This is a genomic window from Novipirellula herctigrandis, from assembly GCA_007859835.1.
Classification (GTDB): Bacteria; Planctomycetota; Planctomycetia; order Pirellulales; family Pirellulaceae; genus Novipirellula_A; species Novipirellula_A herctigrandis.
Window position 1 is genome coordinate 2,188,355 of record SJPJ01000001.1, and the last position, 26,460, is coordinate 2,214,814.

Consider the following 26,460-nt stretch of genomic DNA (forward strand, 5'->3'; position numbering starts at 1 on the left):
AACTCATCGCTCAGGACAAACGGCGCTCAGGACAAACGGCGCTCAGGACAAACGGCGATCAGGACAAATTGGTGGCTGTCGAAGTTGCGATTCATGCCGACGAACCATTCGATGCAACGGCGTACAACGACAACGTCATCGATTTCATTCGCCTGCGGTTTTCAATCGACCAATCGCGGGCGCCGCAAAAACGTTGAGACTCGCTCACCGCGTCAATTCCGATATACCAGTTGTTGGGATCTCCGACGCATGCGAGTGTCGTCCGAAAGACAATGCTTTGGGTTGCACCCCAACCATAATATCGCTGTGTCTTACAGCGGGAACAGTTTACGCATCATTCCCTTGGGCGACAGCACGCTTCTCATGCAGTCTCAGAGCGTGGGATTCTCCCCACGTCTTCAGTGAATCCAAAATTGGCTTGAGCGACTTTCCTTCTTTGGTCAGTTCGTACTCGACTCGCGGTGGAACTTCGGCATAGACAATTCGGTTCACCAAACCACAGGCTTCAAGTTCGCGAAGTTGTTTCGTCAGCATTCTCTGCGTGACACAACCGATCTTTCGCTTGAGCTCACTAAAACGAAGCCGTCCATCGAGCAAGTAGTAAAGGACGATGCCCTTCCATTTGCCTCCGATTAATTCGAGCGTTGCCTCCACCGGGCAAGCGGGTGGGTCGTAATTGATGTGCCGCTTTTTCCCAATAGTATCCATTCTGTGCCTACGTGTCATAAATGTGCGTACTTGCCCTTCGAAACAATCCCCCTAGTATTAGCACACTGCTGCTCCGTCGCAAGATTCCAAACAGGAGAGTTCTGCTAACCGACAGCAGAGAATGATCCGAATGCGTTACGAAGGCTATAAGACATTCAAGGCAGAGGGTTGCTGACGGTATCAAGCCACTAGCAAGACTCCGGCCAACAAGTGGTTCACCATCGCCGACGAGAAAGGCATGCAGCTCGACATAGAGAATCAACGCAACTGGAACGATTTGGTTATCGGCGTTCAAGAAATCCGGTAGCAAGCAATCCTCGTCCATTACCAAACACTTATCCAATTATCAACTCGACGAAGAAGGAAATCGAATCATGAAAGCGATGCTTATCAACGCCTATGGCGAAAACGCAGAATTTGAAGCTGCGGATGTTGAAAAACCTGTTGTCAAAGCCGGTCATGTGCTGGTGAAGATAGCGGCTTCGAGCGTGAATACTGTTGACACAATGATCCGCAACATGGGTAAGGAATTGCCTTTATCTCCCGACACACCTGCCATACTTGGGATGGACTTTGCCGGCACGATTGAGGCCGTCGGCGACAGCGTCAAGGACTTCTCAGTCGGCGACGAAGTCTATGGCTGTGCAGGCGGGTTGGCTGATTTACCCGGTACGTTGGCTGAGTACATGGTTGCGGACACCAACTTAATTGCCCATAAACCGAAAAACTTGTCAATGCGAGAAGCCGCTGCGTTGCCGCTTGTTGCGATTACAGCTTATGAAGGCTTAACTCGTGCGGGTATCAAACAAGGACAGAAAGTACTTGTGCATGGCGGTTCAGGTGGTGTCGGCCACGTCGCGTTGCAACTTGCAAAACACTGGGGTGCCGATGTCTATTCCACCGGTGGTGGCGATAAACAATTGGCGTTGATCGAGCAATTGGGTGCAACCGGCATCAACTACAAAACCGAAACGGTGGCGCAGTACGTTGCCAAACATACCGATGGTGCCGGGTTTGAGATCGTGTTCGATTCCGTTGGCGGTGCAAACATGACGAACTCGTTCGAGGCGGCTGCACTTAACGGCCAAGTTGCCACGACCGTTTCAATGTGCGAGTTAGATCTAACGTTGGCCCACTTCAAGGGATTATCGTTGCACGTCGTATTCATGCTGATTCCGATGCTGCACAACTTCAAACGAGAAGAGCACGCAGCAATCCTGCGAGACTTGGCTCAGATTGTTGAGTCCGGCGGATTGAAACCTGTGCTTGATGAAAATCGCTATTCGCTTGCCGATGTTGGCCAAGCATACGCTCGATTGGGGAGCGGAAAAGCGATGGGAAAAGTAGTTGTCGAAAACTAATGCACCCTGCAAATCGGATCTTAACGTAGCATTCGTCTTCTAGACACTTTGCAAGATGAATGTGGTTCCGACTATTGGCACGACCTCGTTCCCGTTTATCAATCGAGGTTGCAACAGCGTGTTCCATGCGAACACGCTGAACACGACCAAGTGTTCCATTTAAAAACTTTTCCAAACGAGCGACAGAAGAATGAAACGAATTTTGCTTACAGGTGCAACCGATGGCATCGGGTTAGAGACGGCCCGGATGCTGGTGTCTCTTGGCCATCATGTCTTGTTGCATGGTCGCAGCGTTTCCAAACTTCAGAAAGTAGAGCAATTACTGACTGCGTTGTCCGCTGGTGCACCAATCGAAAGTTACGTCGCTGATCTGTCTCGCATGTCGGAGGTCGAATCACTTGCGACGGCGGTTTCCGAGAAACATCGCAATCTTGACGTACTCATCAACAACGCAGGCGTCTATGTAGCACCAGACCCCATCACGCCGGACGGACTCGATGTGCGATTCGCGGTCAACACCATTGCGCCATGGTTGCTTACGCAGCGACTACTGCCGCTTCTAAGCAAGACCGGACGAGTCATCAATCTCTCGTCCGCTGCGCAAGCTCCGGTCGATATGGATGCACTAACGGGGAAACGCCGACTGGCTGAAGGCGAAGCCTACGCGCAGAGCAAACTTGCGTTGACGATGTGGTCTCGCGAACTGGCAACATCCCTCGGGGACGATGCGCCAGCCATCATCGCGGTCAATCCCGGCTCATTGCTCGCCAGCAAGATGGTCAAGCAAGCATTTGGGATAGCAGGAAAAGACGTTCGCATCGGTGCCGAAATTTTGACTCGCGCGGCATTGGACGATGAATTCGCGTCAGCCTCGGGGCAGTACTTTGACAATGATTCAGGGCAGCTCGCTTCGCCGCATCCCGATGCTCGTGATCCGATCAAGACAAGGAATATCACGCAAGCGATCAAAGCTTTTTTGGCGGACACGCAAAAGCCGTGACAACCGCTGGCAGTGACACGCGTAACAAGGATCGATCGCCGAGTCGACTCCTTGATCGCCGATTCTCCACAATAACCTTCGACAATCCATCCGTTTTGTAGTTTCTACGGTCTTCGTCCGGGCCTGTTGACTTTTGGTAACACAGAAGTGCGAATTGACTATTTTGAGTATGGGGCGATTGATCGATGAGTCGAGCAAATCCCTTGGATGACAGGCGACCGATGCTTGGCTATCCGCCGCCCCGATCGGATGCAACAATAGGCATGTGACCGCTGCATTGATGAAGGTCCTAGACGCTGCGCTAATACACTCACGATTGAAGGCTGAAAATGACAACTGTTAGAAGACGCGAGATACCCATTCTGTTCATCACACTCGTCGCAATGTTGTTCGCCTCACAAAAGTGCCAGGCAAACGAGACATCAAATCCCGCTAAGAAGCCTTTGAGGGTGTTCATTCTTGCGGGTCAATCGAACATGCAAGGTCACGCACATGTTCGCACGATAGATGCCATGCGTCTTAATCCGAAAACAGCACCACTATTAGACATGATGCGTGATGCGGACGGCACGGACCGAACCTGCCAAAAGACTTGGATTTCGTCGATCGGCTCGGCGAACGAAGAACAAAGGGGCCGACTAACGGTAGGCTTTGGAGCCAACACGAATGGGCCAAAAATCGGTCCCGAATTCACGTTTGGGCTCACGATGGAAACGCTTCTCGACGAACCAATTCTGATCATCAAAACGGCGTGGGGCGGCAAGAGTCTGCATACCGACTTCCGTCCGCCGAGTGCCGGTGACTACGAGTTCAACGAGACCCAGCTAGCTGACTTCAAAAAACAGGGCAAGGACATCGCCCAAATAAAGGCGGACAAGGTAGCTGGTACAGGGCACTACTACCGTTTAATGCTAGGCCATGTGAAAGCGGTTCTGGCCGACATCGCAACGGTCTATCCCGAATACGACACAGATCAGGGCTATGAGTTGTCGGGGCTCGTCTGGTTTCAGGGTTGGAACGATATGGTTGATCGCGGCAGCTATCCCAGCCGAGAAAAGTCGGGTGGATACGACCAATACAGCCAACTGCTGTCGCAATTTATCCGTGATATCCGCAATGACCTCGACGTCCCCCGTCTTCCAGTTGTGATTGGTGTGATGGGCGTCGGTGGCGCTACATCTCATTACGGTCCGGACCAGAAACGTTACAAAGCCATCCACCAGAATTTTCGTGATGCAATGGCAGCCCCCGCAACCATGCCCGAATTTGAAGGCAACGTGATTGCGGTGCTAACAGAAAATTACTGGGACATGGAAGTGACCCAATTGAGAGACCGTGAAAAATTACTCAAGGCAAAGACAGACAAGATCAATGCCGAGATGAAACAAGGCGTGCTAAGCCGCGACATTGGCCAGGCAAGGATCGAAAAAATCTACGCAGAAACTTTTGATGAACGCGAGCTACAGATTCTCAGACAAAGCACATCGAACTTTGAATTCCATTACCTGGGCTCCGCAGGAATCATGGCGCAGATTGGCAAAGGCTTTGCCGAAGCAATGCGATCGATGATCCAATGAATGTTCCGACATCCACCAAGACCATCGACCACTCGTGGGCGCAGGTCGGGCAGACGAATTGGCATTGAAGGCCGGACCAAGGAACGATGCCGAAGAAGTTTCGGCGTTTTCCTTCTAACACCAATCCAGAACCGGTATGATTGGTGGCATGCCGGTTAGGTTCGGTTTGACATCCACTGGACTTGTCTCTGATTAAGGTGCCAATGATGCGGAAGCCAATGATTTGTTTGGTTGTTGGGATTCACTTATTTCTATGTTGTGTTTGCTGTTCGGTTGGGGCGAAAGATGAAACCGGTGGGCAGGCCCCCGAAGTGAACAACAGCATCGCTTGGACTGAGGTTCCGAAGGTTGACAAGGAAGACCCAACGCTTCAACGCGGGATGGTCTTCGGGCCCGATGGACAGCCCCTCGCTGGGGCACACGTCTATGCAGCCAGTAACATTGAGTTGTTCGAAATCAGAAAAGCGAACGACGTATCGGTCAAGGACCTTGGCAATGTGCGTGCGGTGACCGATCACTTGGGACGGTTCGAATTCCATGCTTCAGATTTAACATGGACTCCGGCATCGGGCGTTCAAAAGCGGTGGGAAGCACTTCTAGTCGCCACCAAGGATGGCTTGACTCCGGGATGGATCAAAACGTGGGGCCAGGATCGGGGATTGCGTTCGCATTGGAATCCCCACATCTCGAAGGACGTCGCCATACACATGACCAAGCCCACGTTACTGCGTGGATCATTGGTGGGACCGGAGGGCAAACCTTTGGCGGACGCGCTAGTCACGCTAACTGCAATCAACACGCCCCGAGACCGCGATCTGGACAAGCACTGCGAATTCTTGCGCAACCAAAAACCCAGCTTCTTTGGCTACTCCACCAACTTTCAAGAAACGTTTTATCGACCGTGGCTAATTCCCGGCCTGACCACGCAGACCACGACTGACGCACAAGGCGGTTTCGTATTCGATGGATTGCCCAAGGATCATGTGATCGAGATGGAGATCTCCCATCCCGACGTTCGATTGACCAAGCTTAGTGTCGGCGTGCGTGAAATGGAGGACGTTATCCGAGCAGCGAACGAGTTCGAGGAAGAGCCTCGTGTGGTGCTGAGGGGATCTAGCTTCACGTACCAATTGGCTGCTGGAATCACGCTTCGGGGTCAAGTAAACATCGGCCTTGGTTTTGGGAACGGGCCTCCCGCCAGTGGTGTCACGGTGGCCCTTGCCAATCACAACGCTTCGGACGGAATGACCGGCAAGAAATTTGTCACGGATGACGAGGGACGATTCGCCATCTCGGGCCTCGGCCCTGACTATCACGACCCTGGTTACGACGTCGCGTTGGTCGGTTCTTTCCATGCGCCAATCGTATCCAAGAGATTCACCCTTTTCCCCGACTGGAAAAATCGCTTGAAGGTTCAAGCCGCGGTGCCTTATCGACTGAAGCTCCTGGACGCAGAGGGAGCGCCGATCGACCGTGAAGTCTACTCCATCACCGTGCAACGTGTTCCCGATACAACACTTCATCAAGTGACCAACCGGTTTGACGCTGCGGTGCGAGTTCAACCAGGTGTTTACGAAGGGATCATTCCCAATGGACCAGGAGCCGTGATCGTCAAACGCGGCAGTCGCCGCGACCGCCCAGCGATGGTCAATCCGAAAGAGTTTTTTGAACCAGGCCGCACCGACTGGACGGCCGAGGAAGCCAGATATGCTTACGGCGATCATTGGCAAATCACGCAACCTGGGATCATCACGACGCCACGCTTGTCGCCCGCAAAAAACCAAAAAATCAGCCAGCTCAACATGGCTGCAGTCGTGTTGACGAGGGGGGGAAGTCCCGAGGAAACACTCGAACTATCCGCGACGATCCACAAAGACGATCCCCCAAACGTCACTCTTGTCGACGAATCGGGCCATCCAGTAGCAGGTGCTCGAGTTCATCGACAACTCACAAAGTACAACGAAAAGGAGTTGCCCGCCACGTTTGCTCTGCATGGTTTGCACCACGAACGATCCGAATTCTTTCAGTTTCATCACGACGAACTCGGCTTGATCGGTTCTCTTCAAACGACACTGACGGACAAACCACTGACGGTTGTCATGAAACCTGCTGCGACGCTTCGTGGCCGCATTATCGGTCGCAACGGCGAAACCTCCCGCGACTTCGGAATTTTGGTGGATGGTGCTGTCGCCCCGCACACGTTTCTAGGCAACTACATTCGCAACACCGATCAAGTCAAAAAAGGAACGTTCGCGTTGCGAGTGACGCCGGGTGAAACTTATTCAGGCCAATGGATGCGCAAGACATACAACAGCTACTACCCTCGGCCACTGCTTGGCGAAGCATTCGCTCCAATCACACCCAAACCCGGTGAAATCGTTGACCTTGGTGATCTGGTGACTCCACAGCAGTGAAGCACATCAAAGTTGGTCTGCAAATTTCAAGTCCGATCGAACAATCTCGAACTTGTGCACCGTCATCCCTGTTCCGTTGTAGTTTGGCTCAACATTGAATCCACCATGCGATTTCAACGGATATCGGTTTCCGTTCACTTCGTAGTACCAGTCGCCTCCATCCGCTGGTATTAAGTGATCGACTCGTCCATCGGGCCCAAGCATGATGGCAGCGATCACTTTACTCACACCATCGAGATCTGAAAGATAGAATTGTTGCCGGACGGCATTGCCAGGGCCGGAGTCGATTCTCGTTTTGTTGTCCCAGTCCTGATAGTAGCTATCTCGAAAAGGCGTCAGGTAGATGATGTTGTTGTCTTTATCTCGCTTGGCACATACATAGGGAAGGTCTTGGCGACGCGGCGAATAAAGTGCCGCCAATTCATAAACACTATTGAATCGTTCAGCCATGAAAAAGCCGCGCCGGTGGATGTACTTGCTCTCATAGCCTCCGTAGCCGGTGTACAGATTAAAGACCCAATCGTGGAGCGATTGCGGACGGCAGTACAGATCCGCATCCTTTCTCACACCTTGTTCGTCGTAAACAAACGGGCAACTCCAGTTGTAGTACCAACCGAGCTTTGGCAACTCCGGTTGCCCCAACGCAGCAGGATTGGCCAGGACATCGATCAAACCAACGTCGTACACAGCGTTGATGCTGCGAGCTTGCCGAAGCCTTGATTTTTCGTCATCCCCATCGGCCTGTTTGGCCCCATCATCCTGCTCGGTCTGCGTCAAAAAGACATCGGGTTGGTTCTCCACCAACCGCCATGTCTCGTCATCATCCTGGTATTCCACCAACCCGTGATCCCACGTACCGATGTACCGCGCCGGGATTTGCAGGATCGAACACATGGCGACCAAGGTATTAGCCGCACCGCCACAATACCCGCTCTCGCCATCGAGAAAATCGACCGGATGCAAATTCTTCTCGACCGCATGCGTTTGCAAACGAGTGTCCTTGATCCAATTGGCTAACGTCGAGACAAGCGTCCGGCGGCGGTGAAGTTTCCATGGCTGGCGGATTCCTTTGGAATTCAAAATGGACGTCATCTTTGCTTCCACAAAGTCCCAATCTTGCGTGTGCCATTCGTGACCAGGAAAGTTGACTGCGTCACGATCGGGATCGAATTTGCGAGACAGCATGCAGCCAGGCTCGTCGCGAGTCGCATAACCAATTGGTAGTGAGAGCCCGGCGGGGACATGCTTGCCCACAAATACGGCATAGTCGCTACCGGTTAGTCGGGAGTGTTTCCACGTTCCCTGGGCATCGACTCCGTCGTCGTTGTAGTGCACTTCGATCGACCATGCGGGCAAATAATGCGTTTGCACGTTGTAAGACTCGCCCTCCCAATCGGGTTCAACACCAATCCATTTCCCATCGCGTTTTACGAACCTCTGTTGAGGTTCGATTGTCGTGTGGATGTTCTGAACATGAAGATGCGATCCATCGTTGCGGTCGCAAGCCAGAATGATCGTATTGTTAGGTCGATACTGCGAATCCGATTCTTGCAAGCTTAGCGACGATCCAAACTGCGCTGGCTCACGAAGGGAATCGGGATCGGCAACTATCGACCAACGATCCTGATCACGGTCTTGTTGCCACTTGGCAAGCTCGTCGTACTTCTTGTGTTTCGGCCTCCAAGGAACGCCAAGCACGGCCAACCGCTGCGGGCTTTTCCACCAGTAGAGATTGTGTTCTAACCGGATTGCCATCTTGTCCGGATCATAGGCCTGCTGCTTCGCATCCTGATCCGAGGATGAGTGTGGTCCGAAGAACGGGTTGTCATACCAATATCCGACCTGATACTCCGTGTTCGAAGCGCAAACATTGTCACGAATGACCAAGTCATGTACGTGGTAGGAAACCGGAACGCCGTCCATATCGGGAAACTTGCGAGGTCCCTGTTCTCGAATCGCAATGCCGTTAGCGTTCTCCATGCAAGTATTGCGTTCGACGAGACAGTCATCGCTTTCGGCGATCCCGATTCCGCCTCGTCCCCATTTGCCGTCCAGTCCGTTTCTGACGCAAAGATTATTGCGGATCACAAACCCACCGCTGATCTCTACAAAGATGCCATTCCTGGCGTTGTCCCTGGCGACACAATCCTCAACGAGCACATCGCGGACGTCGATATCAAACCAAAACCCGTTACCTTTGTTGAATTCAGCTCGACAGCGACGGACAATTCCGTCACGAGCACGGCTGATTTTGATTGCGCCCGCCTCCCAGCCCTGGTCAAAACCCTTCAAGTTATTGTGATCCAGCACGACCTCTTCTAGCAGAAAGCCACGTCCATACCCGCGTGCGCCTTGTTGGCCATTGTGATGGGAGCGAACGCGCCGAAGCGTGATGTCATCACCGCGAAACGCGACGCCGGTGCCGTTGGTCCACTCGATGGTGCAATCTTCGACGAGCCAATCGTTGCCTTTGGCATACAGCGCACCATTTTGAGCCGTATTGGCCGCATGCCTGATGGTCAAACCACGAAGCTGGATATGATCGATCCCATCGTCACTATACCCGAGCCCAAAGCACTGGGTTCGAATACTCGCCTCGACCAAATGCTCGTTTGGGTCGGCATCGCCGGACAATCGCACGTACAGCGTTTCCTCGTCGGTCGCTGCGCAAAACGTATTGGATCGCATGTCGTCCATGGTGGCGACCTGCGTGAGTAAACTTCCATCAACGACCACTTGTTCGCAACGTCCGATCAGCCGGTGAAAGTCATCGTTTGGATGGGTTCGAAATTGGTAACACCAATCTCTCTTTTTCCAAATGCCATCCGCGGCCGGTTCCCAGTCGGTAATCACGTCGGCTCCACTGATCACAACTTGATCACCATCGGCGGCAGCGAAACAGATCGGTTGGGATTGCGTGCCGCTGCGTTTCGGTCGAACTTGCTCCCGATAAACACCGGCGTGGATGATCACGACATCGCCAGGATTCGCAACATCAGCGGCCCGAGAGATTGTCGCCCAGGGCCTGTCGAACGCTCCGATGTTATCATCCGATGCGTCGGGATCGTTCGCGGATACATGATAGGATTCCGCAACCACATACCGAGTGGCAGAGCAAAGCAGAATCGTGAACAGTAAGCACAGGCATCTCATGCCAAACCCTTTGTTTTTATACACTGGCAGTCGCCCTCCATTCAGACTCGAAGAGTTGATCATAGTCGCTTTTTCGGATGTTGCGAATTAATAGCGACATACCAGCCTCACCAATCATGACCGCGTATTAGCCCCCATGAATACCGGCTTCACCATCACCACGTTCGATTTCGATCATGTGAAAGACCGTGTCCTCCCCACTTTCGTAATTCAGCAACAGTTGCGTGTCCCCAAACTGCTTGCGGGGGATGTCGACCGCAACAGTTTTCCATTGGCCGCTGTCTTTGTTGTGGACCAATTCTTTCTTGGACGAATCGGAAGTGGTAAGAGACCAGACGCCACGACCTTGGTCGAGATAGGTCACGTTGATTTTGAATGTCTCACCTTGGAAATTCTTATCCAGTTCGAAACGCATTTGTGTTTTGCCAGAGGTGTGTTCAAAAGCTCTCGCAAAACGACCGTAGATGGAATCGTCGATGTGCCAGCGGCCCACATCACCGGAACCGGGTTCGACCTGTACCAGAAAACGGCAGTAGTTGCCCGCCAGAATTCCCCAGCCGATATCGTTGTAGCCGTTACGTTTCCGATTGATCATGCCGCCACCCAGAGCCTTGTTCGGATCGTCCATTTGCGCACCATACGGGGCGAACGACTCGGCAATATTGAGGTAACGCTGGACGTCCCGTTTTTTCCCCGGTTTGCCGCCGAACTCCGTGGCCGAAAATCGCTGGAAATCCGAAGCGTCTAGGCCATCTCGCAGGGCGCAAAAGGCCCGCAGCGAAGTTGACGGATCGTGTTGTCCAGCATAATTATTGAAGAAGTCAAAAGCAGGGGCGTTGGCCCTATTATGCAGTGCCTTGCTGGGAATGTTCCAAATGTCGAGCCGGCAATGAGTGGCGAATAAACCAGACCAGTAAAGTGCCTGCGGGATGTTTCGCGTCGACCATTCGTACACGAACATCTCGCCATCCATTTCCCCACGTGTCAAAATGGGCACGCCACGTTTTTTGGCGGCGGCTTCCAACGCCGTAAATCTTTCCAGTCGTTGTTTGTTGTCGCTGACGTGATAGCCGTGGCTGAACATGCCATGTTTCAGCGCGATGACATCCATATGGTCCAACATCCAGTCCATCTCCCCAGACGTGTTTGCATCGGAGTTGACCAAAATGGGGATTGTGGGAAATGCCGCTTGATATCGTATCCAAGTTTCCTTTCGATATTCGTTCCACACATTCTTTGAAATCGCATAGCGTTTCTCAAGCGGATCCCCTTTATAGGGTTGGCCGTCACCAGTCGAACCTTCGGCACTCTGGACGAAGACAATTCGATCACGCAACTCCTTGGGTAACTCGCTGACATACTGACCGAAGGCATCAATCAGCTGGAAAAATCGTCTTTTATACCCAGAGTGCAGGTAGTAGGGATGCAGATTATCTTCTTTGCTCATCTTTTGGCCGAGCGGATCGACCTCACGATCGGTGTACACTCGCGGGACGCCCATCTCAAAGAGCCACTCAGGCGTTCCCGGCCGAACCCAAACCATCAAGGTCACATACAGATCGTCTTCTGCTGCTTCACGCAACGGATTTCCAATGTATCGATCGAATTCATACTCATTCGGTTGTGGCTCTAATTTCCCCCAGTTCAGGATCAGCGGAACGCTACGTAATTCGGGGCAGTCTGAGCGTGAAATCTGCCCCGGACGCCATCCTGACCAACTGGAAATACCCAAACCATCGACAGCATTCGCCGGAACGAAGGGGGTCGTTAGGATCGCCATCGCAACCAATAGATTCTCGAATCTCATCAGCAGTTCCCTATTCTCTGAATCACAACTTGACCATGTTGTGTCATCATTCTGTGCCATCACACAGCGCATGCATTCAATTGTAGCGGAAAGCGAGTTCCCAGATCGACAAGGTCGTCCTGTTTGCAAGCTCACTCACACGCGCACGGGGCAGCCTCAAACTCTGGCGGCAACCCTTAAGCATCGACTCCGGCGGGGTATCCTGCTTCTTACTTGCCATTCTCGCTTAGGACGATGCTGGTATTCGGGATCCGTATGCAAAGGCGTTCGCTCAACCGAGAAACGAACCAATGTCGGTGAATTGCATACCTAAAAAAGCGATCTTGGATTGCAGAAGCCTATTGGACCGGGTCACGGTGTTGTCTATCCTTGTTAAACGTCGAAGGCTTCGCCGGCACTCTCTTTCTGAAGTTCGCGTAGACTGTCGAGAGTGGACTGTCGAGAGTGGACTGTCGAGAGTGGACTGTCGAGAGTGGACTGTCGGGGATCGCATCGACGTTTGAGTCTCTTCTGAATCTCTTCTTTGGACCATTTCCACATCGAAACAAGGAGCGTTCTGTGAAACGCATGATTGGCTGCTTACTGATACTCTGCATGATTCGTGGATCCCTGCTCGCTGCTGATTGGGATCCCAATGACGATACCTTTGACCCGAGCATTCATTCGGTTGTCGTCGGAGACGCAAGCTGGCTTGGTGACCCATCTCCGTTCGTTCATATGGGGCTACCACGAACCGGCTATACCCATGTAAATCCGACCAATTGGGAGGGGTTTGATCCGTCAGTCCAAATCTCATTGATGGTTCCGAAAAAACCCAGTGAAACAACGCCGCAAGCGGGCGGAATGCTGATGATGAACAAAAACCAAACGATGGAATTCATCAAAGTCTTCGAGAATGGGTTGAAGGCGGAGCCTGAGGAAAAGCGAATCCAAATCAAAACGGGGTTCAAGGATGCTGACTGGGCGGTGACGTTTGCATCCGAAAAAGGCCAGCGATTTCTTCAACTGGAAAACAAGACCAAAGACAAAGTCGATACCTATCGTTTTTCCGTCAATGCATCCAAAAAGCTACTCGGAGCAATTCGGCATTCGCTAAAAAAGGTAGAGTCGACAACTGAAAAGTAACCTCCTGCTGCTGCTGCCGTAAGCTGTGGGGTCGGTGATCGTTGAAGTTGGCTGTGACAGCGAGTACGATTACGAATCGAGGAAGACATCATGCAGATCACAACCAAACACTTCATGATCTTCGCCTTCATTACCACGATTACTCTGACTGTAAACGCGAAAAATCCAGACACGGATCCGCAGCCCCATGAAGAGAGCGGCGTCGTTTTGGTTCCGACGTTCCACTGTATTGGCATCTACTGGTCGCCATCGGAAGGAAGCGAGGAACGCCAGGTGAGGGTGAGGTATCGTCGCAGCGGTCAACAACGATGGTTGGCCGGCCTTCCACTGCGCTACCATCCTGTGGACACGCCGGAATGCAAAGCCGATTACCGAGGCAGTCTGGTGAATCTGGCACCGGGAACGACTTACGATATCGAACTATCCCTCGAACAGACTGGGCAGCGGACCGAATGCCAAGGAACGACGTGGACCGAGTCCTTCCCCGTGCAATCGACTGTCAAGGTTGCCGATCGCGACGCGACGCTTGGGATCGACCAATCCGGTAGCCCGGGTGCTTACATACTATACGACGGCACGGGCTGCACGATCGACACAGACAATCAAGACGATATTGGTATCGCTGTGCAAGGCAGCTACGTCATCCTTCGCGGCTTCACTATTAAGAATGTGAAAGAACATGGTATCCGGATCTTCAGCGGCCATCACATCGTCATCGAAGATTGTGACATCAGCAAATGGGGCAGCGAGAGCGAAAAGGGGTGGGGCAAGAACTACCAGGCCTGCGTCTTCAGTAACAACGAGGATCTCCATAATGTCATTATCCAACGCTGCAAGCTGCACCACCCTTCGTGGGACACCAACAGCTGGGCCGAGAAACACGCCGAATCGACGCACCCAAGAGGACCACAAACGGTCGTATTTTGGAACTCTGCGGGAAACCACGTCATTCGATACAACGAGTGTTGGTCGGATGAGAATCATTACTTCAACGACGCAATGGGGGCTGGATCCAACGGCGGCTATCGGGGTTTCCCTGGAGCTGACAGCGACATTTACTGCAACTACATTGCCAATTGCTGGGACGACGGCATTGAAGCAGAGGGTGGCGATCAGAACGTTCGGATATGGAACAACTATGCCGAACAGGTACTCATCCCCATCGCTAACGCGGCAGTATCCATAGGCCCGCTCTACGTATGGCGGAATGTATCAGGAAGTTCTTTCAGCCCGCCGGGCAGCAGCTGGGACATGACGCACGGACCGTTCATCAAAATGGGCTACGCGGGCGGCGAGAATTGGATGACGGGCCACATGTACTTTTTCAACAACACCATTTTCCAGAAAGACAACAACGGCGCAGGCGGATTGGGTGGCGACAGCAGGATTATCAAACACTGCACCACGCGTAACAACATTCTTCACGTTCGCCAGGAAGATCGCCGTAGTATCGCCGACAACAACCGTCATGTTGATAACGACTTTAATCATGACCTCTGGTCGGCTGCTGTACCGGAGACCCATGAAGCACAGGGCCAAATGGGGATACCGCAATACGCCCAAGGGGTAGGTTTTGATCCCGAAACAAAAATGGGCATGTTCCAGTTGGCACCACAGAGCAAAGGTATTGATGCAGGGGTTGTCATCCCGAATTTCTGTGAGGCTATCGACGAGAACCAGCCAGACCTTGGTGCTCACGAATCCGGCACGCCAAAAATGGAGTTTGGCGTAGCAGCTCAGTTCATGGGACAAACGAATCTATCGATCCAGCAAGGGGTGCATCAAAAAGATTCAAGCAGAGCCGTAAAAGCACTTGGAAACATTGAAGCCACACGGTCACGCCCGAACACTCAGCCGAAATGAGATGTGGTTCTGCGTTAGCGTCCCCCCCTTTCTTCGTCACGGAAACGGCCACAAGCACGATCATTCAAACAAACGGTCGTACGAAATTGGGTCACCCTTCGACTCCGATGACATTTATTCTACAGCCCAGGAAGATGCCTGATGTTGATCCCAGAGGCAACGAGTACGAACTTGGCCTACCGATCTGGGGGGCACCCACAGTCATCACTTTCTCGCTCTTGATTCTGTAATCCTCTGCCTTCATGCCGCATGTCAGAAAATCGACCTCAACATCACCGTTCTGGTTGGCCACCCAGCTACTCCAATGGCGAAGTTCCGCCTCAAACAATCTTAGATATGTTGCCACATCTTTCATCGTGATCTCTATCGTCTTTCCGATTAGAAATCACCGACGATAGCGTGCGATACAAAAACACTGAACCGGTACAAAACAGAGCAAACCAAGGACTCTCAAGTATTTGTAGTACCATACATTTCGCCGGATAAAACGTGAGCGTCTTGGTGGGTTACTTCGGGCGTATCGACGCGCAACGAAAACCCTCCACTCTCTATCTCTTCAATCATTGCTCACCATCTAGACGCCGGACGACACAAGCACCGGCAAACGTTTCACATGGCTTAGCTAATATCGGGACCGATCGTTGCCGATGTTATTAATTTGAAAACGCGACGAACCTGTACTCCGCCAACCGGACTCGGCGGATGCACCCACCGGCTCGCGGCATCTAAATATTGTTTGGAAAAAACTCTTTTCCCTCGGAACTCATGAGCGCGTCTGGAGGTTTAAGAACTATCACCTCCACTGCATTGGATCGTTACGATTCTTGCCAAGCACCTGCCTTTGAGAAACCACCGCTTTGTTAACAAAAGCCAAAATCATCTCCACTTAAACGGCACACCCTCTATTGGGTGAAAACGAAGTGAGATTGGTGGTATGCGATTTACAGAGAAGCTAACTTGCTAAACAACAACTCAGGAAGTAGCATTTATGCCCGCCCCCTTGTTATATGTGGCTCACACTGTCACGTATCTTTAGGAAGTTCAAGTATGCTCAACAAACTTGAGCAAGGGCGGATGCGAGCAGGACTGTAAGTCCTAGAAAAGTGTTTTGTGCAACCTAGATATTGGAGAGTGACAAATTCACTTTGGGTAACAGTGTCATCCATGGTGAAAAGAGTGAATCACCCGGCACCATATGGTCGACGTGTTTTTTGATTGAAGTATTTACCAACGAGGAGTATTGAATTGACCAAACTGTTTTTGCAAAGCCTATTGTTATTGGGGATTTTTGCAGCTGCGCCAGGATGCTCGGAACGTGAAGCGGTTGTCGTGACCGATGTTCGCTCCGAAGCAGAGCAGCAAGCTGTCTATGATGATTACGACAAGCAAATGGAGGAAGACGCCAAGAATTACCAGTGATCTAATCAATTTTGAATGTCCCGATTTTCCTTGCTTTGTACTCGCGATGCTCAATCAGTGTCGCTCCTTTAACGTAATGATATAACTGTTTCAAAAGGTACTAATATGAACTTAAAAAACCCTCCACGTCGTGCTTTCACGCTTGTGGAACTCTTGGTCGTCATCGCCATCATCGGCGTGCTGGTAGGCTTGTTGCTGCCTGCCGTACAGGCTGCACGTGAAGCGGCTCGACGAATGAGCTGCAGCAACAATGTTAAGCAACTTGGACTCGCATTTCACAACTATCATTCCGCATACAATAAGTTGCCAATGCAATTAGGAGGAACTTATCAATACGGAAAGTTAAACGCTCCGGGTGTCAATTCCGGAGGGACTTATCGCATTAGTGGACAGGGTAACAACCGTTTCCGATTGTCGTACCTGATCCCGCTGCTACCCTTCTTTGAACAACAAGCGATGTGGGAACAAATCTCCAATCCGTTGGCGGATGGCGTACCTACAGATCCGTGGCCAGCCATGGGCCCAGCTCCATGGACAACCGGCTATACGCCTTGGATGACGGATATTCCTACACTTCGCTGCCCAAGTGATCCTGGCGTCGGCGCTGGAACAATGGGACGTGCCAACTATGGGGTTTGTATCGGCGACGCCACTCACCGTGTTGACACCGGAATTATTAACTTTACGAATAACCAGTGGTCTACCGGGATCGAAGCGGATGCGATGGGATCTTGTCGAGGTATGTTCATCAATCGGCGATATACTAGTTTCCGCGACACATTAGACGGCTTGGCTAACACGATCATGGCAGCCGAATTGGCAACGGATCTCGGCGATCGGGACACGCGAACTGCACCACGAAGCTCCAACGATTGGGGCGCGATGCACGGTGGCACGCTACCATGCGAAGGTTACGTTGACCCACTTCGCCCTCAATTCTGGTCGCCAACCGCAAACAATGTCATGAGCGGCAACCAAACACGCGGCGGACGCTGGGCAGACGGTGCCCCGATTTACACCAGCTTCGTTACAATCTTGCCGCCAAATTCGCCTGTTTGTTTGGGCGGCGGCGATTCCAGCTCGGGTGAAATTGGTGCCTCGAGCCGACACCAAGGTGGCGTTCACGTTCTGATGGGTGACGGAGCGGTTAAGTTCATCACCGAAAGTATTGAATCGGGCAACAAAAATTCACCAAAAGTCCGCTATGGTAATGGGTATCCTCAACCGGGTAACGCCAGTCCATTCGGTTTGTGGGGGTCATTGGGAACCCGTGCTTCCAAAGAGACGATAGAATCCGAGTTCTAAAGAAAACCTTCTCGTCACTGTTGTTCATCGAAGCCACCTCATTTTTGAGGTGGCTTCTGTGTTTGGGCTGATGGACTTGCAGTGCGGTCACATCAATTACGTTCGACCAAGCAGTATCGATCTCGACTAACAACCCGGATCGCCGAGGCGATCTATATTCACTTTTCGTAAACGAAAGTACTCGTTTCCGCTTTTTGACTTCTCGGAGATGAATTACATCCAATAAAATGCGTTGTCGTCAGTTCACGATATTGGCATTATATTGGTAGGAATTCACTTTAGAGCAAAAGACAAAATGCGCGACCATATTCTTCTGTTTGTCAACGGCCGACAACATCGTGTGAGCGGGGCCGACGCGTTTATTCCCCTGTCGAATTTTTTGCGCGAACGACTTGCTCTATGCGGAACAAAAATCGTCTGCTCCGAAGGCGACTGTGGGTCCTGCTCGGTGCTGTGCGGAATCGCTGATGCCGCTTCGGCCAAGCCCACTTTCAAGTACGCCGCCATCGACTCCTGCATCCGCTTTGTCTACCAGCTTGATGGCTGCAACATCGTGACGGTGGAAGGTATTGCCGACAATGAAAAATCGAGTGGCCAACTGAATAGCGTTCAAAGAGCGATGATCGACTGTCATGGTTCACAATGCGGATTCTGTACGCCCGGTTTCGTTGTCGCGATGACGGGAATGCTTGAAAACGACGATCAGCCAAGCGAACGCCAATGGCGGCGTGGTTTGACGGGAAATCTGTGCCGCTGTACCGGTTACACACCGATCGTCAAAGCCGGTCTTCAGTGCAGTCAAAACCGTTCGCCGAAAATAAACGAGTGTTTTCCGCCGGCGCCGATGGTTGCAGCAATGAGCGGAATTTCCGATGACGAAATCAGAATTGAACACGTCGTTGGTGAAGCTACCCAAACAATCTATTGCCCAACTTCGCTTGAGCAAGCGACCAACTTTTTGGCTGACAACCCTTCCGCAAAAATCGTCGCCGGCGCCACCGATGTTGGTGTACAGTTCAACAAAGGATTCTGTCACTCCGAAATCTGGATGGATCTAAATCGCGTCTCGGCTCTCAAACACCTGAAGTTGGCTGGCAATGCCATTGTTGCGGGTGCTTGCGCCACATGGACGGACATTGAAAACCTAGTCGAAAAAAGGCTACCGCAATTTTATGAAATTGTCTCCGTTTTCGGGTCGCCCCAAATTCGCAACGTCGGAACCATCGGTGGCAACATTATTAATGCCTCACCGATCGCGGACTCACTTCCGTTTCTGTTCGTTACTGGTGCCGAACTTCAAATCGTCGGTAAGTCGGGCACTCGGAAAGTTAACATCAACGACTTTTATCAGGGCTACAAAACATTCGATATGCAGCCAGCAGAATTGTTGGCACAAGTCAAAATTCCTTTACCGTCTAATGATGAAGAACTTCGACTTTACAAAATCTCTCGGCGAAAAGACTTGGACATCTCCAGCTTCACTGCTGCGATTCGCATGAAGCTTGATGGAGAAGCGATTGAGAGCTGTGCGATTGCCTATGGCGCCGTGGGACCCGTCGTTTTGCGACTGCCGGAAACGGAGTCGTTTCTAATCGGTCGAACGTTTGACCTCAATACGATGGAACAAGCTGGTTATATCGCGGTGAAAGAAATCGCGCCGATCACGGATGTCCGAGGCGGCGATGAATATCGGTTGCAACTGGCCCGCAACGTGTTGAAGAAGTTCTTTCATGAAGTCCGGGCCGCAGGAGCACTCGCATGAACACCGATTCTTCGAAAACAGCCGAGAGGATCCTGGGCGGAACAGCTGTCGGCAAGTCGATTCCACACGATTCGGCAGTCGGCCACGTTACCGGTGCAGCTTCCTACATTGATGACTTGCCGTGCCGTGTTGACGAATTGTTCGTCGGCTTTGTCGGTTCACCGGTGGCCAATGGCACCATCAAATCCATCGATATTTCTAAAGCCATCGATGCCCAAGGCGTGGCGTGCGTGCTGACATCAAAGGATGTTGGGCCGCACAATATTTTCGGACCACTGTTTTGCGACGAACCGTTTCTAGCAGATAAGGAATTGTTATACGTCGGCCAGCCAGTAGTCGTGATTGCCGCAGAAACCGAACAAGCATTGGCTGAAGCCCGCAATTTAGTCACGATCGAAGCCGAGCCGGAAAATCCAATCTTTTCGATCGATGACGCGATCGCCAGCGAGCATTTCATTGGTCCCACGCGACGAATCAAACGTGGTCATCCCATTAAGGCCATCGCCGGGGCAACCCATCAACTGTCGGGCGAATTTCGAATCGCCGGACAAGAACATTTTTATCTTGAGTCGCAAGCCGCGGTTGCGTTTCCGGGTGAGCAAAACCAATTGGTCGTTCACTCTTCGACCCAGAACACGACGGAAATCCAAACCATGGTTGCGGAAGTCTTGGGGCTTTCCATGCATCAAGTCGTTTGCATTTGCAAACGCATGGGCGGTGCATTTGGTGGCAAAGAAACCCAAGCAGTCATCCCGGCGCTGATGGCTTCGCTGGTTGCACAACGCACCGGACGCGCTGCACGAATCGTGTACGACAAAGACACCGATATGTGTGTCACGGGCAAGCGACATCCTTATCGGTGCAATTGGCATGTTGGATTTGAATCGGATGGCACCATCGTCGGACTCAAGGTTGACTTTTTCTCAGACGGTGGCTCGGCGGCTGACCTTTCGACTTCGGTGATGGAACGAACGTTATTGCACGCCGAGAACGCATACTACATCGAAGACATTGAAATCAATGGACGGGTTTGCAGAACAAACTTCCCGCCCAACACTGCGTTTCGCGGCTTCGGCGGACCACAAGCGATCGCCTCGATGGAAAATATCATCGAGCGAGTTGCGGAAAAATTAAAAATCGACTCGCTCGATTTGCGTTTGATAAACGTCTACGGAGACACAGATCGCAACGTGACTCCGTATGGCCAGCTATACACGGGCAACCATTTGACGGAGATCATGACGACGCTGGCTGAAACGTCGAATTATCGTGATCGCATTGCGGGCTTAGACCAAAAGAACAAGAACGATTCACTGCGACTGCATGGAATCACGATGACTCCGGTCAAATTCGGCATCTCGTTTACGACCAAGTTTCTCAATCAAGCCAACGCTCTGATCAATGTCTACACCGACGGAACGGTTCAAGTCTCCACGGGTGGAACCGAGATGGGGCAAGGGCTTAACACCAAGATTAGGCAACTCGTGGCCGACGAGTTTGGCATTCCGTTCCCAAGCGTCATTGTGATGCCGACCTCAACCGAAAAGAACAACAACACGTCGCCAACAGCGGCTTCGGCGGGCACCGACCTTAACGGCGCGGCCGCTGTGGATGGGTGCCGCATCATCAAATCACGTTTGGCCAATTTTGCTGCTGAATTGCTTGCTTCGCCGAAAGACGGCTTGATTCCTTCGCCCGAACACATTGCCTTCACCGACGGAATGGTTCGCGATCGTCGTCAACCTAACGCGGGGATGACATTTGCCGAACTGACGCGGAAGGCTCGCATGGAGCGAATCGATTTGGGCGCGCGAGGGTTTTACAAAACACCCGGTGTCGATTTCAACCGCGAAACGGGACGCGGCAATCCCTTCTTGTATTACACCCAAGGCGCCGCAGTCGCCGAGGTTTCGATTGATCGATTCACGGGCGAGCTTTCGGTCGAACGCGTGGATTTGCTGATGGACATTGGAAAATCAATTAACCCCAAAGTGGACATGGGCCAGATAACGGGCGGATTCATTCAGGGCATGGGCTGGGTAACGGCTGAGAGTCTTGTCTACGACGACGGCGGAAGACTTTTGACGCACTCCCCGACGACTTACAAAATTCCGGCCATCACTGATCTTCCCATTGATTTCCGCTGTGCGATGTTCCCCAACGACGACAATTTGCATTGTGTTCGTCGTAGCAAAGCGGTCGGTGAACCACCGCTAATGTTGGGAATTGCCGTTTGGGCCGCAGTCAAAAATGCATTGACGTATTTACCGAGTGAAAAGGATCCTAACTTAAAGTTGCCCGCAACCGGAGAAGAGATTTTGCGTTGTTTAACGGAAATGGAATGTTGATAGAAAGGCTTGCAGATCCCTGCATTTCAAAGCCGGTGGTTACACAGTAATCTTAATCAACGTACTTCCCCACGCGTCACGGAGAGCGAGCCCATGACTTTTCCTAGGGTCCTGGCCAGAACGTCGAAAGCAATTCAACTTTGAAAAACAAACTAACCCACATCGAAGCGCTCTCCAAAATTGCCGGTACTGGTGCGCCGTTTGTTGCGATAACGATGGTGGAATCAACCGGCAGCACACCGCAAGATGCGGGATCAAAAATGTTGGTTGATGAAACGGGTTTAATTCATGGCACCGTTGGCGGAGGAAAAGTAGAGCACCGTGCGATCGAATTCGCCAAATCCATGATCGACGATGTTTCGCGAAATCGCCAGATCGTTGATTGGCACCTCAAACGAGACATTGGAATGACTTGTGGGGGATTGGTAAAACTTTTCTTTGAAGTCTACAACCGCAGAGATTGGCACATCGTTGTATTTGGTGCCGGGCACGTGGCACAATCGCTGATCCAACTATTGTTGACGCTTGATTGTCGAGTGACTTGCCTGGACCCCCGACAAGAATGGATCGACAAAATTGAAAACCAAAAACGACTGACAAAGATCTGCACCCCCAAACTATCACAGTACGCAGAAAACCTTTCTTCCAAAGATTTTGTGGTCTGTATGACGATGGGGCACTCGACTGATCGACCTGTTCTTGAGTGCATTTTCAAAAACAACATTCAGCCAGCATACCTGGGCGTGATTGGAAGTAAGTCGAAAAAAGCAGCTATTGTGCGGGAGTTAAAGGAAGGTGGAATTGATGCCGATCTTGCATCGCAGTTCATTTGTCCGATGGGTTTGCCCATTGGCTCGAATCAGCCAGCCGAAATTGCCATCAGCATCGTCGCCCAGATGCTGGAGCAACGCGACGCCGGAAAGGAGACGAGCTAAGACGAAATCACTTGGCTGGTTTCTCCTCAACAAACAACGGAACAAATTCAAACTTGTCGCTATCAAAAAGGCCTTTGTCGCTCAGCTTTAGTGACGGAATGACCAACAATGCCATAAAGGATAGCGTCATGTAGGGTGCACGAAGCGATGACCCCAATTCAGTTTTCAATCGCTGGTCCATCTTGCTGTACGCCTTTCCAACCGACTCGCAAGAATCGGTTGACATCAAACCGGCAACCGGCAGCGGCAATACATCCGTTTGGCCGTCCGCAGAAATTGACAAACCGCCCTGCTCGTTAATGACGGCGTTGATTGCCGCTGACAAATCTTCATCGTTGGTTCCAATGGCAACGATATTGTGGGAATCGTGTGCAACCGACGACGCAAACGCACCCGACTTTAGCCCAAATCCTGAAGCAAACGCGACTGCAGGAGAAGCATCTTTGTACCGATTGACGACAACGATTTTCAAAATGTCGCGTGCAACATCGGCAACCACATTTCCGTCTTGAACTCGGCACGGTCGCTGAATCTGATTCGTAAACAGTTGCCCGCCGATGGCTTGCATCACCCGAATCGTTGTCCCGGATGCGGCCACTTGCAACTGACTTGGCTGAATTGGAGTCGCCGTAAAGTTGTTAACGGTTTCGGCCGGAGGGACCGCGAGCAAACTTTTACCTTGATCCGCAACCAAGACGCCATCGAGGTAGGTTTTCAAGATGTGGAATTCGGTTAAATCTTCTGTGACAATAAAATCCGCCTGGTCGCCGACGCGCAACAGCCCGACATCGAGATGGTAGTGTTCCACCGGATTGACGCAGGCGACTCTCAGTACATTCATCCGATCTAAACCATTGGCAACTGCCCGCACGACAAGTCGGTTGATATGCCCCTCCAAAAACTCATCTGGATGCTTGTCATCACTGCACAGCATGCAGGCATCGGGATAGTCATCGATTAGAGAGTGCAAAGCGTCAAAATTTCGCGCTGCGGAACCCTCGCGGATAGCAATCTTGCAACCAGCCGCCAATTTATCCTCGGCTTCTTCTCGTGTGAAGCATTCGTGGTCGGTCGTGATCCCTGCCGCAAAGTATGCAGCGGCTTCATCGCCACGCAAACCAGGAGCATGCCCGTCCACCGGTTTGCCGTTGTGTGCAGCAGCGGCAATTTTTTTCATCACTTCGGTTGAACGATTTAGCACGCCTGGAAAATCCATCATCTCGCTGAGGTAACCAATTCGGTCGTCCGCAAGAAGTTTGGCGACAGCATCCGCATCCAGACGGCCGCCTGCCGTTTCAAATGGAGTGGCGGGCACACAGGCCGGAGCGCCAAAACAGAATTTGAATTTCGACTGAGCCGCGTTTCGCAGCATCAGTTCGATACCCTCGATACCGCAAACGTTGGCAATTTCATGCGGATCCGAAACCGTAGCGACGGTGCCATGTGTTACGGCGACTCGAGCAAACTGCCCCGGAAGCAACATCGAGCTTTCGACGTGAATATGTGAATCAACGAACCCGGGCAACAAATAATTCTCGACCGCGTGGTCAAGTTGATCAATCGCCGTGATTCGTCCATCGGCAACCGAGACTTCAGCCGCAAAGATTTCGCCTTGATGGACGTCAACAAGGTTGCCCCTAACTTTAAATTCCATAAAACGTTCAATATTCGAAGAAGTACGCATTAGCCGCGCTTTTTTGCATCAATGACGATTGGCTTGTTCGCAGAAAACCTCATCACCGGTACCGTCTTTCGTGCCAACTGCCACGCGAAGCAATTCATGATCCTCCCTATTGTATTGATAACGGTACTTTGCCAAAACCTATTCAAAATACCGTGCATACTGATGATGCTTCGTTAATGGCAATCGCCCAAGGTGTTACAACGGAGATGGACGCTTTGCGGTTCGTAAATCGATACTCAACGCGTCTGGCATAGCACTGCTTTATGGCGTAACTATGAGGTTTGATTTATTTCCGCCCCATCCAACTATAGAGATCATGGAACCGCTCTAGTAAAATTGGGTAAGCTCGCTTCAGTAATCTGCTATCGATGTTCGGCCGATTGCCGAGAACCCCGCCTCGGCCAACTCATTCCCAAGGATCTCGCCCCATGCGATGTTGGACTTCACACCTGACAGGGTCGTCGCGTCTGTTTCTCGCGTTTCTGTTTTTTTGCGGAGGTGGATTGGTGTGTGCCGAGATGGTCACCGGCCCCTTGGCCCACCGTAAATCTTCGCTCACCGTTAGCGTAGAGGATGCCCAAGGAAATCCGCTTTCGCAGGCGACGATCAATGTTCGAATGACTCGCCACGCTTTTCAATTTGGAACCCAGGTAAAGGACAGGCTGTTTACGATTTCAGAGTCCGAGTTCAACGGACTGTCGGAAACGCAAAAACAGAACTTGCTTCCCAATTTGACCTCCATTGGTGTCGCTCGGTACACGCCCACATGGCAAGACACGGTGAATTACCGAACCACGGTGCTCGAACAATTCAATCACATTGTTCCAACCAACGGGATGCAATGGACAGCTTACAACAACAGCGGGCCCAACAATCCGGATGCTGCTATCAACGTTGCGTACGCGAATGGTATGACGGCAAAAGGGCACTCGGTCGTTTGGCAAAAAGATGGCTGGCCAACCCCTAACGAATTCCGATCAGCGAGCAGTCCAACCGCTCAAGGCTTTCACGACGCTTTGATCAACGATCGGTTAAGTTCAGGCGGAATCATGGCTCGCTACAGCAGCACCGGTGCAGGCCCCAACATCACGACATGGGATGTGCTGAACGAGCCTTTGCACGAAGATTACTACATGAATACTTTCGTTGATGCCGATATCTATCAGTCGAATGTTGAGGCGATGGCCGACTACTTTATTCGGGCCAAACAAATCAGACCCGATGCGATCCTGGTCATCAACGACTACAACATTCTAAGTTCGCAGAACGACAATAACGCCATCGCCTATCGCAACTTGATCAATGACCTACAAGCGGCGGGTGCCGAAATCGACCGGATCGGCGTTCAAGCTCATGTTGGGTTTACCAGTCTGTCGAAAGAGGCGATTGACCTTCGGCTCGATATCATTGCCGAAACGGGACTCGCCATTGAAATCACCGAGTTCGACATCCGCGACGACGTCACCCCCGTTTCGGCCACCAGGCAAGCGGAAATATTCGAAGACATGTTGACTTCCGCTTTCGAGCACGAGTCAGTAATGGGATTCAACATGTGGGGCTTTTGGGACCCAGGACATTGGCGCGGCAATGGACCGCTGTTCGATGAAGACTGGGTCATCAAAGAGGAAGCGAGTCCCTGGTTCGATTTGGTCCAAGGTGAATGGAAACCAGAATTGTTCGACCTCACCCTGGATGGTCAAGGCCAATGGATGGCACCCGAAGGCCTATTCAACGGGACCTACGAAATCGAAGCGATGCTGGACGGACAAATGGCTTCCGTTAGCGGCTTTCAATTGCTCGAGAATGGACAGATCACCCTCCGCATGGCAACGGCGGTGCCCGAACCAAGCACACTAGCCTTGACCAGTCTCGTTTGCGGCATGTTATCGTGTCGACGGCACCGCAAGCGAAAAAAGTAACACGCAACACAAAGCGACGCGTTGAACGCTATCGACGGGCAATTGCAAGTCAAAACAAAGTAGGATCACCACGCCGCAAC

The 26,460-nt window shown here is 51.8% G+C and carries 16 protein-coding genes; 12 read left to right on the plus strand and 4 right to left on the minus strand.

All coding sequences use genetic code 11. The annotated features are described in order from the left end of the window. Positions 1 to 327 precede the first annotated feature (327 nt). Complete coding sequence (locus CA13_RS07820) at positions 328 to 708, minus strand: winged helix-turn-helix transcriptional regulator (protein ID WP_146395366.1); 381 nt, start codon at positions 706 to 708, stop codon at positions 328 to 330. Positions 709 to 1,082: 374 nt separating this feature from the next. On the opposite strand from CA13_RS07820, the gene CA13_RS07830 reads away from it, so the two are divergent. From CA13_RS07830 to CA13_RS07845, 4 genes are all read left to right on the plus strand, one after another. Further along, positions 1,083 to 2,069: a zinc-dependent alcohol dehydrogenase family protein gene (locus CA13_RS07830; RefSeq protein ID WP_146395367.1), complete on the plus strand. Its 987-nt coding sequence runs from the start codon at positions 1,083 to 1,085 to the stop codon at positions 2,067 to 2,069. A 190-nt stretch (positions 2,070 to 2,259) separates the two neighbouring features. Further along, positions 2,260 to 3,069 (plus strand): SDR family NAD(P)-dependent oxidoreductase, encoded by an 810-nt coding sequence (locus CA13_RS07835; protein ID WP_146395368.1) that lies wholly within the window; start codon positions 2,260 to 2,262, stop codon positions 3,067 to 3,069. Positions 3,070 to 3,398: 329 nt separating this feature from the next. Next, a complete protein-coding gene (locus CA13_RS07840) occupies positions 3,399 to 4,646 on the plus strand; it encodes a sialate O-acetylesterase (protein WP_146395369.1) in 1,248 nt (415 codons plus the stop codon). 203 nt (positions 4,647 to 4,849) lie between these two features. Next, positions 4,850 to 7,060, plus strand: coding sequence for a hypothetical protein (locus CA13_RS07845; protein ID WP_146395370.1), 2,211 nt, complete (start codon positions 4,850 to 4,852; stop codon positions 7,058 to 7,060). Positions 7,061 to 7,066: 6 nt separating this feature from the next. Here CA13_RS07845 and CA13_RS07850 read toward each other — a convergent pair whose 3' ends face one another. Beyond that, complete coding sequence (locus tag CA13_RS07850) at positions 7,067 to 10,213, minus strand: right-handed parallel beta-helix repeat-containing protein (RefSeq protein ID WP_419194065.1); 3,147 nt, start codon at positions 10,211 to 10,213, stop codon at positions 7,067 to 7,069. Between the two features lie 127 nt (positions 10,214 to 10,340). After that, entirely contained in the window at positions 10,341 to 12,020 is a 1,680-nt protein-coding gene (locus CA13_RS07855) for a hypothetical protein (protein WP_146395372.1), read from the minus strand. A gap of 558 nt (positions 12,021 to 12,578) precedes the next feature. Here CA13_RS07855 and CA13_RS07860 point away from each other — a divergent pair. The 7 genes from CA13_RS07860 to xdhC all read left to right on the plus strand — a co-directional run bounded on the left by CA13_RS07860 (position 12,579) and on the right by xdhC (position 22,777). After that, positions 12,579 to 13,145 carry a hypothetical protein gene (locus CA13_RS07860; RefSeq protein WP_146395373.1) on the plus strand — a complete coding sequence of 189 codons (567 nt, stop codon included), beginning with the start codon at positions 12,579 to 12,581 and terminating at the stop codon, positions 13,143 to 13,145. A gap of 90 nt (positions 13,146 to 13,235) precedes the next feature. Continuing rightward, positions 13,236 to 15,008: a right-handed parallel beta-helix repeat-containing protein gene (locus tag CA13_RS07865; RefSeq protein WP_146395374.1), complete on the plus strand. Its 1,773-nt coding sequence runs from the start codon at positions 13,236 to 13,238 to the stop codon at positions 15,006 to 15,008. A gap of 1,245 nt (positions 15,009 to 16,253) precedes the next feature. Beyond that, positions 16,254 to 16,427: a hypothetical protein gene (locus tag CA13_RS34850; protein ID WP_419194066.1), complete on the plus strand. Its 174-nt coding sequence runs from the start codon at positions 16,254 to 16,256 to the stop codon at positions 16,425 to 16,427. Positions 16,428 to 16,532: 105 nt separating this feature from the next. Continuing rightward, positions 16,533 to 17,732 (plus strand): DUF1559 domain-containing protein, encoded by a 1,200-nt coding sequence (locus CA13_RS07870; protein WP_146395375.1) that lies wholly within the window; start codon positions 16,533 to 16,535, stop codon positions 17,730 to 17,732. Positions 17,733 to 18,027: 295 nt separating this feature from the next. Further along, positions 18,028 to 19,494, plus strand: coding sequence for a xanthine dehydrogenase small subunit (locus CA13_RS07875; protein ID WP_146395376.1), 1,467 nt, complete (start codon positions 18,028 to 18,030; stop codon positions 19,492 to 19,494). Next, positions 19,491 to 21,842 (plus strand): xanthine dehydrogenase molybdopterin binding subunit, encoded by a 2,352-nt coding sequence (gene xdhB / locus CA13_RS07880; protein WP_146395377.1) that lies wholly within the window; start codon positions 19,491 to 19,493, stop codon positions 21,840 to 21,842. The genes CA13_RS07875 and xdhB overlap by 4 nt, the downstream gene beginning before the upstream one ends. A 140-nt stretch (positions 21,843 to 21,982) precedes the next feature. Beyond that, on the plus strand, positions 21,983 to 22,777 hold the full coding sequence (gene xdhC, locus CA13_RS07885; protein ID WP_419194067.1) for a xanthine dehydrogenase accessory protein XdhC: 795 nt from the start codon (positions 21,983 to 21,985) through the stop codon (positions 22,775 to 22,777). 7 nt (positions 22,778 to 22,784) lie between these two features. Here the strand turns inward: xdhC and ade are convergent, their stop codons facing one another. Beyond that, positions 22,785 to 24,431, minus strand: coding sequence for an adenine deaminase (ade, locus tag CA13_RS07890; protein WP_146395378.1), 1,647 nt, complete (start codon positions 24,429 to 24,431; stop codon positions 22,785 to 22,787). 458 nt (positions 24,432 to 24,889) lie between these two features. Between ade and CA13_RS07895 the strand changes: the two genes are divergently transcribed. Then, on the plus strand, positions 24,890 to 26,380 hold the full coding sequence (locus CA13_RS07895) for an endo-1,4-beta-xylanase (protein WP_419194068.1): 1,491 nt from the start codon (positions 24,890 to 24,892) through the stop codon (positions 26,378 to 26,380). Positions 26,381 to 26,460 lie beyond the last annotated feature (80 nt).

What these genes read in the sequence shown, in the direction of transcription:
- CA13_RS07870 (WP_146395375.1), top strand. Translation starts at nt 16,533, where the DNA reads ATGAACTTAAAAAACCCTCCACGTCGTGCTTTCACGCTTGTGGAACTC.
- CA13_RS07865 (WP_146395374.1), top strand. Translation starts at nt 13,236, where the DNA reads ATGCAGATCACAACCAAACACTTCATGATCTTCGCCTTCATTACCACG.
- ade (WP_146395378.1), bottom strand. Translation starts at nt 24,431, where the DNA reads ATGGAATTTAAAGTTAGGGGCAACCTTGTTGACGTCCATCAAGGCGAA.
- CA13_RS07830 (WP_146395367.1), top strand. Translation starts at nt 1,083, where the DNA reads ATGAAAGCGATGCTTATCAACGCCTATGGCGAAAACGCAGAATTTGAA.
- CA13_RS07845 (WP_146395370.1), top strand. Translation starts at nt 4,850, where the DNA reads ATGATGCGGAAGCCAATGATTTGTTTGGTTGTTGGGATTCACTTATTT.
- CA13_RS07850 (WP_419194065.1), bottom strand. Translation starts at nt 10,213, where the DNA reads ATGAGATGCCTGTGCTTACTGTTCACGATTCTGCTTTGCTCTGCCACT.
- CA13_RS07820 (WP_146395366.1), bottom strand. Translation starts at nt 708, where the DNA reads ATGGATACTATTGGGAAAAAGCGGCACATCAATTACGACCCACCCGCT.
- CA13_RS07840 (WP_146395369.1), top strand. Translation starts at nt 3,399, where the DNA reads ATGACAACTGTTAGAAGACGCGAGATACCCATTCTGTTCATCACACTC.
- CA13_RS07875 (WP_146395376.1), top strand. Translation starts at nt 18,028, where the DNA reads ATGCGCGACCATATTCTTCTGTTTGTCAACGGCCGACAACATCGTGTG.
- CA13_RS07835 (WP_146395368.1), top strand. Translation starts at nt 2,260, where the DNA reads ATGAAACGAATTTTGCTTACAGGTGCAACCGATGGCATCGGGTTAGAG.
- xdhB (WP_146395377.1), top strand. Translation starts at nt 19,491, where the DNA reads ATGAACACCGATTCTTCGAAAACAGCCGAGAGGATCCTGGGCGGAACA.
- CA13_RS07895 (WP_419194068.1), top strand. Translation starts at nt 24,890, where the DNA reads ATGCGATGTTGGACTTCACACCTGACAGGGTCGTCGCGTCTGTTTCTC.
- CA13_RS07855 (WP_146395372.1), bottom strand. Translation starts at nt 12,020, where the DNA reads ATGAGATTCGAGAATCTATTGGTTGCGATGGCGATCCTAACGACCCCC.